General features: G+C 59.9%; 8 protein-coding genes. 2 read left to right on the top strand and 6 right to left on the bottom strand.

Annotated features, from left to right (window positions below; genetic code table 11):
• Positions 1 to 490: 490 nt before the first annotated feature.
• The 4 genes from RCO31_RS34830 to RCO31_RS34390 form a co-directional block, all read right to left on the bottom strand.
• Positions 491 to 652: a hypothetical protein gene (locus RCO31_RS34830; protein ID WP_374991577.1), complete on the bottom strand. Its 162-nt coding sequence runs from the start codon at positions 650 to 652 to the stop codon at positions 491 to 493.
• A gap of 5 nt (positions 653 to 657) precedes the next feature.
• Positions 658 to 1,341 (bottom strand): helix-turn-helix transcriptional regulator, encoded by a 684-nt coding sequence (locus tag RCO31_RS34400; protein WP_308972904.1) that lies wholly within the window; start codon positions 1,339 to 1,341, stop codon positions 658 to 660.
• A 157-nt stretch (positions 1,342 to 1,498) separates the two neighbouring features.
• Positions 1,499 to 3,613: a S8 family serine peptidase gene (locus RCO31_RS34395; protein WP_308972903.1), complete on the bottom strand. Its 2,115-nt coding sequence runs from the start codon at positions 3,611 to 3,613 to the stop codon at positions 1,499 to 1,501.
• Positions 3,610 to 4,518 carry a phosphatase PAP2 family protein gene (locus RCO31_RS34390; protein WP_308972902.1) on the bottom strand — a complete coding sequence of 303 codons (909 nt, stop codon included), beginning with the start codon at positions 4,516 to 4,518 and terminating at the stop codon, positions 3,610 to 3,612. The genes RCO31_RS34395 and RCO31_RS34390 overlap by 4 nt, the downstream gene beginning before the upstream one ends.
• A 466-nt stretch (positions 4,519 to 4,984) precedes the next feature.
• Between RCO31_RS34390 and RCO31_RS34385 the strand changes: the two genes are divergently transcribed.
• Both RCO31_RS34385 and RCO31_RS34380 read left to right on the top strand, forming a co-directional pair.
• A complete protein-coding gene (locus RCO31_RS34385; protein WP_308972901.1) occupies positions 4,985 to 6,634 on the top strand; it encodes a hypothetical protein in 1,650 nt (549 codons plus the stop codon).
• Between the two features lie 1,067 nt (positions 6,635 to 7,701).
• Positions 7,702 to 7,836, top strand: a complete 135-nt coding sequence (locus RCO31_RS34380) for a hypothetical protein (RefSeq protein WP_308972900.1) — start codon at positions 7,702 to 7,704, stop codon at positions 7,834 to 7,836.
• Positions 7,837 to 7,923: 87 nt separating this feature from the next.
• On the opposite strand, the gene RCO31_RS34375 is transcribed toward RCO31_RS34380, so the two are convergent.
• Entirely contained in the window at positions 7,924 to 8,583 is a 660-nt protein-coding gene (locus RCO31_RS34375; protein WP_308972899.1) for an SH3 domain-containing protein, read from the bottom strand.
• A gap of 941 nt (positions 8,584 to 9,524) precedes the next feature.
• Positions 9,525 to 9,824 (bottom strand): SDR family oxidoreductase (locus tag RCO31_RS34370; RefSeq protein ID WP_308972898.1); only part of this gene is annotated, 300 nt, incomplete at its 5' end.

Here is a 9,824-nt window from a genome sequence, read left to right as displayed (position 1 = left end):
AGCAAGGCGGACTGGAAATTTGGACCGCACCCGTTCAGTTTTGGTCGACTACACTGCCGTCTCGCCCCGGAGAGTGGGGGTTTTTCGGGTTTGAGTATCCTTATCCCGCAGCCTTCTTTGACTGGGTTTATACCGTGAATCTGACGTACCACTGCTAGGCGTAGTTAAGTTGCCCGGACGAGGACCAGCCGCCCACCTGTAGCCACTTGCAATCGTCCGGGCTCGCAAGCATCGTGGTTGTCGTACTTCACCACCTTGCGCCGCGCCCCACTGTCCCTAGTGGATGTGACGGGTGGCGGATTTGTTTCGGCGGACGAGCAAGAAGCATTACCTCCGACGGGACGCATCTGTTTTCGAGCGAAAGCTTGCCGCCGCCGGCAAGATTGGACTTCTCAGAGGTTGAAGTTGAGCTACGCGCGCCAGAAGTCCCCGGCGTGGAATTCCGGAATCGACCTAGAACATTTCACATTTTGACTGAAGCGTAGTGGTGTCAGTGGAGGGGCGACAGCGCGAAGATCGTCTTGCTTCGGCAATTTCGGACCTTGTCGACGCGCGCTCCATCCCAATGGAAGTCGAAGTGATCTGCCTGGACCGGAATGTCCATCAGGTCAGGCCAGAAGATCGCGACACATTCACCGCCGGGGCAGCGCACGCTACTTACTCGACTTTTTCCGACCCGGGCACGCGGAATCGGCAGGACGAAATCAACCGCACCAGCTCGGCTTGCCGTTTTGTTTCCGTTTTCTCGAAGATCTGCCTGAGATGCGACCGGCCGGTGCTCATGGCGATGCCCAGCCGCCGCGCGCAGGCCTTGAGGCCATCGCCCTTGGCGATCTCGACCGCGAGCTTCGCCTGGGCGTCGGTGAGGCCGAAGTGCATGCGCAGCTGTCGGCAGTTAGGTTGCGGCGACATGCAGGCGCTCACTGCAAACGCCATCACCAGCGGCTTGTCCGCCACGCCGCTGCCCAGGCGCGGAGCCGCCACCAGAGCGAGGCAAAGCGCGTCGTCAGCCTCGTCGAGGCGATGGAAGGCCATCTCGGATGGACCTGACGTGGCATCGACGCAAGCCCTGACGATACGGCGCAGTGTCATCCCCTCGGAGCCTATCGACGAGGACAACACACCGTTGCGGCTGCAGAGCCGATGCGTGTCGAGCAGCCGCCTTGCGGCGGCGCTGGCGAACTGGATGCGCGCGTCGCAATCGAGCACGAAGACGGCGGTCTCGATGTAGTCCAGGGCAACCGATGCAAGGTGGCCGGCAAGTGCGACCGGCAATGCGGTGGAGCGCGGCGCGACCGCGAGCTGAGATGGCGGGGGACGATGGGCTGCAAAGGCTATCATGACTGGCTCCCAATGTGTTTGGATGCCAGCAAATCTGCGCTTCCCCTGTCAGCCGAGCGTGAATTGACCGTTAATTCGGAGGAAGGAGCGCGTAATTAATGCATGATTTTCGCGTCGGGCTGCAAGGGCGCGACACTGCACGCGCACCCGACGCGAGTCAGGACTCAACTGCAGGATACCGCCGCCTTGGGATGCGCGGGTCCTTGCGGCAGAAGACAAAAGCGCCGAGCTGCTCAGCATGCTCATTTTCGGGCGGTACGGGAGCGAAACCATCGCCGACGGCGCTGAGCGGCAGCAGGTTTGTAGTGGGGTTCCGTTCAAGCTCGTCGGCAATCTTGCGAACCAATTGCGGCGCCGCCATGCTTGTGCCGCTGATGCGGACGATCGAGCCGCTGAACGTGCCGGCGGCCAGAACGCCCCAATGCCCCTCGCCTTCATCCGTCACAGCGGAGCCGTCTGGTCCGTTACGAAGCTTCGTCGGTCCGCTCGACGTGTAGTCCGCGGGTAGGCAGGCCCCCGAGCCATCGGCCGCGCCGATCACCACAATCCCGCTTTCATTCTCTTTCCATGTGGCAAGCGCAGACAAGGTCCGAGTCTGCCTGATCGGTGTCTTATATTCATCAATGTAGTCATAGGCACCGGTCGCGGGGTCGCGCTGATAGGCCTCGGAGTGATCGAAGTAGGACCGCCGGCCAGGGCGCGCATAGCCGAACGGCGTCTCGTCACGCTGGATATTGAGATCAGCTACCACGTCGCGATCCGCGACATTCGTCAGCGTGATCCGCCAACGCCCTGCCAGTGCGCAATCAAGCCGCGCCTCCTTGGACGCCGTCTGATTCACGGCAAGCGTAATGCGGCCGCGCTGCGTCGGGTCGCCGTCGCGTACACGGTAGTATATGGAGGCAATAGCCTTGCCGTCGATCCGCAAAATGCTCAACTGACGATTCTCCAGCCGACACGAACTCGCCGGCAAGTGCTCGGGAGGATCGACGCGGACTTCTACCGGCGACAATGGAAGCGTGCTGACTTGCCCATCGAGCCAGATCTCGAGGAAGTTCGGCGACTCGTCGTCGGGGAGAATCGTCCAGTCGATGGTCTGCGGTACGCCGCTGGCGAGCGTCATCCGTGCGGTCGTGCGCGAGCGGAAGAAATTTCCGGCGGGCAGCACCAAGTACGTTGGCGCACCCCGCCTGATCCTGAACTCGACAAGGTCGCGAAGCGTGCGCTCGAGATCCAGCGTGCCGTCCTTCGGACCGGCCGTCACGCCGTAGCTGAAGTTGATCACCAGCGGGATATTGGGCCGAACCTTGTCGGCCCATAGCATGATCTGCCGCGCCGCCTGCAGCACATAGCTGCCCATGGTCGCGCCCGACGTATCCAGCGTCGCGATCGTCGGCAGCTTGACGGCCAGTATCGGCCGACCTGTGATATTGTCACGCGCGTCGTAGCCGGCGGCGAGGTCGGCGACGTGGGTGCCGTGAGTGGCCCGCCGCGCGAGCAGATTGAACCTGTTCGTGCCGAAGTCCGTCAGGCCGACCTTGCGATAGATGTCGACCTCCGTTGCATTTTCGGTCAGGAGCCTGTCGATGTCCTCGCGGGTCAGTCTTTGGCCGAAGGCAACGCCGTTGTCCGCGCCGGGCTTTGCCGGGTCGCGGCGCTCAGCGTCCTGCAGCCAGATCGCCTCAATGCGTGATTCGCTATCTCCGGCGCGAAACCGCTCGTGCACAAAAGCGATGCCGTCGTCGATGATGCCGATCGCGACGTCGCCAATGACGCCGACACGCGGCTTGATATCCGTCGGATCGTTGGAGCTCGTCTCGTTGAACGTCAACCCGACGATCGGCGGGCCTGCCGAAAGGGTGTTGTAGAATTCGGTCTCGGCGAAACTGCCGTCATCGGCATAGATGAGCGTTTCGATGCGGTAGATGAAGAACCGCAATTCGACCCCGTGCGGCTCCTCGCCCAATTTGCCGCCGGCGACGTCGTCGAGCAGCTTCAGCTCGTCGTCGGCCATGCGGATGGTTATCGCCTTCGGCAGCGTGTCGTGCGGAAGCCTTCCCCGGACAATCGCGTCGTGCAGATTCCTGAGCGTCTCACGAATATTCCCGCCGGGGTCCGCAACCACCTCGATGTGGACCGAGCACCAGCGCGCGCCCTCTTCCTTCGAGCCGGATTCAGGGCGTGTGCGCACCTCCCATTCGAGATACGGATCGGGGCGCTTCGCGCGGTCGATCTGCCAAGCCGGAGGAGTGGTGGAGCTTATGACGGTCATGGCTGGCCTTGTCCCGGTCCCAGCACGCGCGCGCATTCCACAACGGCCTGGCACCAAAGATGTCTGAGCAAAAGCGAGGGCTTGATGTCCATCTCATGCCGCTCCACGTGGATGACGTCGTCGCTGCCAATGACCCCCGGCTGCCCTGGTGCAGCAGGCAACCGCTTGTAGTTGCTCTCGAGAACATCCGAATAGCTGAAGTCACCCCTGAAGCCGCGGCCATCCATCATGCGGGGAACAGGCTTGCCCTTAAAGCAGCGAGCGACATGAAACTCCGACACGGATTGTGCAAGCACCATCCCTGCTACGCTATCGACCGGAAAGTGCACGCCAGCAACCTGGCGATTGATCGCGATCCGCTCGGCGATGCGCAGCAACTGGACGGTGAATGGATCGGACGGGTTGAAATTCGGGATGGTTGGCGCAACTTCCTCCCCGGAATGCAAGGACACGCGTGCGTGACGAACCAATGCGTCAAGCGCGAGGGCGGCTGTGAAGGCCTCCGTCGCATGTCCGCTTGGCAGACTACCATGGCCCGGCGTGCTAATCATCGGCTGCACTTGTGGCGAATACTCGATGGGACGCCGACACGCCAATGCGTGTTTTATCCTATAGTGAATAGTACCAGTCACACCAATGAGAAGCCTTAAGAGCTCAACCGTTCTCGGCATGCGATCCGGATGCAAGACGCCGACCATAGCGAAGTATGGGAGGAACTTCGTCCTCTGCACTCTGATCTCTTCATTTCTTTCAAAACGAAGCGAAGCGTAATTGTTGACCCATTCGAGTTGCGCCACAAAATCTTCCGGCTCGGGACGGGTGATAGTGATCAGCGGATGAACCTGATCGGCGCGATATTGGAGCGAAACTCGACCGGGCACCTCATCATAGATAAGTCCCGTCATGAGCTCGGCCTCGAGAACTCGCTGCCGGACCCAGGGACTCCAGAGATCGAGAGTGCCTGGTTCGCACTTATAGTTCGGCGGCGTAACGAGCGGTTTTTTCCATGCGCCAACGACACCCTCGCGGGTTGTTATACGCGTAATGGCAGGCACGTAAGAATTTCGATCTTCGGCACTCTTGAAGCCCTCTGAACCCTCTGAGCCCTCTGAGCCTTCTGAACCTTCCGAACCTTCAGATCCTAGCGTGCTCATTAGAAACCCCCGTCTTGCTAAACCTTTAGCCAGTTTTGCGCATTGGCGCGCGCATGCGGGTGATGTTCAGGCTCGCGGCAAGTTCGGTCAAGCTGGCGGTTGTCGATTTGACGACGAATTAACGCTGGCGAAATCGTGGGACAGGATCGCGATTTATCAGTATAAGTCTGCTTCCTTATCCCCTTCTTAGGCGGCAAAAAGCCGGCACGGGCTCCCGATGACGACCGAGGGCGGCAAGGTACAGGTTCAGCTTGTTGGCGCGTTCGCGATTCAGGGCTCAAGCGGCGAGGACCGCACCCCGCGCGGACGGAAGGCGTGCGCCATTGTGGCGATGCTTGCGCTTGCACCCGAGGGCAAACGCGCGCGCGCCTGGCTGCAGGACAAGCTCTGGAGCAAGCGTGCGCCGGAACAGGGGGCGGCCAGCCTGCGACAGAGTCTTCATGAACTTCGTGTGACGCTTGGGGCCGACCGCGACCTGATTGTCGCGGACAAGTTCAACGTCTCGCTCGACCGCACGCGATACGTACTCGATCTCGATGACATCGGATCTCGGCGCGACGCAGAACTGCTCGAAGGACTTGAGGCCGGCGATGAGGAATTTGAAGATTGGTTGCGGGAGCAGCGCTCGATCTTCGACGAGCGTCGCGCAAACAGCAGGCCGTCCACGCGTGCAACGTCAATGCCCGGCCCAGCTGACGCGGCGGTCAACCGACAACACATCCTTGTGCTCTCCGGAGCGCCTGCAGACGAGGCAAAAACACCGTTCGTCGTCGACAGTCTCATAGACGCCATCGCCAAGACCGTCGTCGAGTTGGGGGTGGCGAAGGTGTACGACCGGCGCGTGCGATCCGAGTCCTTCGACATTGAGGAGCTGAACGCGCGTGATGGGCTTTCACTTCGTACCGAATTCCTCGACTCCGAAGCGGATAAACTCGTGCGGCTGGCGCTACTCCAAATCCCGGAAACCTCGATGGCGTGGTCGTCCACGTTGCAGCTCGCAAGCAGTGACGCCGCTAACGTCGACGATCCGAGAATCAGGGCGTGCGTGAACCTCGTCGTTAATGTGGCGATCGACCGGTTCGCAAAGATCGGTGCGATCCGCTCGGATCCTTTGCTTGCGTCTTCGCTGTGCCATTCAGGTATCCTGCATCTTTTCCGGTTGGGCAGAGCCAATTTCGAGATTGCTGACGCACTCTTCGCCCGCGCATTCGAACTCGAGCCACGCGGAATTTTCCTGGCTTGGCGCGCCTATCTGCGAACGTTCATGCTCGCCGAACGGCAATTCACCTGCCGTCAAACGCTTGACGAGGAAGCGTTTGATTTCATGCGCCGCGCTTTGGACTTGGAACCCTACAACTCCTATGTTGCGGCCTTGAGCTCGCAGGTACACTCCATTATGCGCCGCTCCTATGTCGCGGCCTACGAGTATGCCGAGCGTAGCGTGAACCTCAATCCGGCAAACCCTCTCGGGTGGGGTTGTCTCGGCACGGCGAAAAGCTACCTGGGAAAATCGATCGAAGGCATGCAGCATACCTTGTATGCGCGAGAGATTGCCGGCCTCGCGCCATATCGTTTTCAGCTCGATTCCGTGAGCTGCATCGCGAGCGTGGTGGCGGGCGGTACCAATCACGCGATCGATCTCGCGGAGACGTGCCACGCGCTTTCGCCGACATACGCACCGCCCCTCCGCTATTTGTCCGCGTTGTACGCCCATCGTGGTGACTACGAACTTGCCCACGCCTGCGTCGAGAAGCTGCGGGTCAACGAGCCAGATTTCAGCTTCGAGAAATTGCGCGACAAGGCCTATCCCGCGGCCGGACTGCACCGCACGGCAATCATCGCCTCGCTGCCGCGGGTACAGGTTTAGCACTGGCTGTCCGGACCCGCGACACTAGGACATTAGGGCTCGTCGCGTTGAGCTTGTTGTTCAGCGTGCGTCACCAGGCGCGCATTCGGTGCTCGCCACACAATAATCTTCCGATCTCTACTGCGCAGGAACCGAGCCAACTGCAAGGATGTTGTCGCCCTCGACGGCGACGAGCAACGAACTGTCCGGCTGCTTAATCCAGGACGCGAAAATCATCGGGGGCTTGTTGCTCAGCGATCGCATTAGGATAGCCTCATCGTTCCGATGATCGGCAACACACAGCTCCGCCATCGACCGCCTCATCACATGGCAGGCGACCAGTGCATCCTTAAGCGTGGCAGTGCGAATTCCTATGTCAAAGTGTGGCCGACTGTCTGTGATTTAGCAACGCGGCGGTTCGTTTGACTATCAATGTCCGAATTTGTGACGTTTTCTGACCTGCCACTCCTGCGTGACGACGTCTGCTGATCGGGCTTGACCAGAAGCGTGCCGCCCCCGGTCGAAGCCGGCGCTCATGATCGGCTTACGAACCAGCCAGCTATGGATGTTGATCATCCGATCGCACTCGCGGACCAGGATCTCGTGATCCTGTCGCCTTCCAGTCTCTGGACCGGCGGTGCCTACGATTGGAAGGCGATCGGCAACGACACGATCAAACACTGGCTCGGTAGCGACAGGCGGGCAGATCCGGGAATTTATGTAGCCTGCCCGCTGCATCAGGAGTGCCTGAAGCAGATGCCGTTCTGCGCACTAACGGAGGCGACGTTTGTTCCGCTTCATGTTGGACCTTGGATAGCATTGTCGGTTTCTTGCTCTCGACGCCATATGCGTCGCGAGCCATTCTCGGATGTAACGCTGCGAGCTTCGAGCAAGATCCGCGCGAGCGCCTATCGCGCTTCGCGCCGAAGGGACGGTTCGAGGAGACAATCGAGTACTCGGTTATTTCAGCGCAACGCCCATGAGCAAGCATTGGCAATTTGCATCTTTAAGGTCCTGCCTGCGGTTGTTCGCCAGCTTGCATCGGACGCCCGTCGAGTGCATGATGCTGTCGCATCAAACGAGAAGAGATGGTGCAGAGACTTCGGAAATCCCCGGCCAACGCCTCCGAAGCAGAAGCAGAAGCAGAAGCGAACGTGGAAGGATCCGAGGAAGGCGAGGAAATGACGGTGAACCAAATCGGCCACCGTCGCCTGCTCACGTAACGGCTCCAGTGCCATCTTCGATTGCCGAAGACGCGCGGAAGGTCGCTCGGACTGAGATCTTCGCCCTTCATCTGAGAGTCGAGTTATTCAGAACTGTAGGTGTCCCCAAACCCAGCCCGTACCTCCGGGCACGTTGGGCCCGCTTACCTGACACCAGTCTTCCGGCCTGCAGTTTCCCACCAGCTGAACTTGGGTGCCAGCCGCCAATGTGCCGACGACTTGTCCGGCACCGTCCGGCTCATTCTTGTTGTTGTAGACATCCACGTCGCCGATCACTGTTGCTGTGGCCGTACCGGGCGTCGAGACACAGGTGAGTGGTCCGGCGGACTCCCAGGGGCCCGCCTCCCACAAGTTGATCGGCACCGTTGGTCCGGTTGAGGTGCCACGCGCTACGCCGTCGGTGCCCACAGTGCCCGTGAAGCGGGCTTGTGTCATGGTGTCGTGCCATGTGATGGTGAAATCGATGGCGCGGCCCTGGATGCCGCCGCTGACATTCCCATAGATACCGATTTCCACGCTGGCCTTGACGAGCGCCGTCGGCCCGAGCGTCGAACCGTTGGCGCTGATGATTGCGTTTTTATGATAGCTCATGTCGGGTTTGGGACCTAGGTTCAGGTTCAGGTATTCGCCTGGCACCGTGCACACCTCAGCAGCAAGTGCTCCTGGCACTGCCAGGAATCCCCCTGCACCGATCGCCACTGCAGCGGCGAACAACTGGCATTTGTTCATGTTGGTTACTTGGGACATCGGACTCTCCTATCGATTGGCTCGCGGTGTTAGCGAAACAACTGGGGGTACTTGCTGCCAATCGCTGCGGTCCGGCATCCACTGAATGGATGAATTCTGGCTTCATCAGCCCGAAAGAGTCATTCGACGCCCACCATCCAGGCATGCTGGCATGACTGCCGCCGAGTCAGGCGCTGACCGAGAGCGAACTGAATCCTCGAGCGGTGCATGATACCGGCACCGGTTATGGCATGTATATGGCACGACTTCTCCCGACTAGCGGCCATGCTGCGTTGGCAGCAACAGAACGGTTATCCGAAGAGTCGAAGCCTCTTTAGAGTGCCAGCTGAGGCTATCGTTAAGCCCGCCACAAAAGCAATGATCGTGGACAGTCTCGAGACGTTGACCGCGGGTTGAGCTATAGCAACGAACGTCATCACAACATGAGCGCGATCACCATTACCGTCATTTTTCCAATGACAGACCCTGGCGCAATCGACGGAAACAGCAGCACGCAACTCAATTCAGTGACGGTGATCAGCCGGCCCGCATTGATGCGGTCGCCTCGGCACTGAACGCCCGCTCAAATCTACGATTATTTCCGTCTCTCCAGAGATCATCAATCCCGGGCGTTCTCGAGTTTCACGTCGGCCAGACTCTCGACCGCCGTTCTCACAACCAGTTCGATCGATTGATCAGTGAAACACGCGAGCCGTCGAGAAAGAGGATCCCGGGACCAGGCCGATGACAGAGCGACCAGCTCAAGCACTGGCGGGCCAAAGCATCGCAGATGCGGCGTGATCCAAGCGGTCTGATCCAAGAAGACACCAACCGGCGTCGCGACCAGTGGCGAATGCATCCACCTGAATATGCGCCGAAGGCTTGCTGTGGCAATCGCTTGCTGCTTCTCCAGATGTCCTTGCTGCGCGCAAACGATCACGCCAACGCACAGACGCAAGAATTCATGACACAGTAAAACCAGACACGTATGCGTCACCGGCGTCTCCGAACGCGGCCCATCCGCCATCGACGGATAAGACAGTGCCGGCGATATAGCTGGCTTCACTCGAACTTAGAAAATAGATCGCGGCGGCTATCTCGTCGGGTTTCGCCAGCCGCCCCATTGGAATGCGACGATTCAGGCGCGGCGTATCGACAAAGCCGTCGGATTCAAGCTTTTTTACAAGCGCTGTCGCGACATATCCGGGCGCCACAGCGTTTACGCGAATTCCGATCGACGCCCACTCGCAAGCCATTGACCT

The sequence above is a fragment of the Bradyrhizobium sp. LHD-71 genome (assembly GCF_031157255.1).
Lineage (GTDB): Bacteria > Pseudomonadota > Alphaproteobacteria > Rhizobiales > Xanthobacteraceae > P52-10.
Note: the sequence above shows the minus strand (reverse complement) of the source record. Positions and strands in the feature narration are given on the sequence as shown.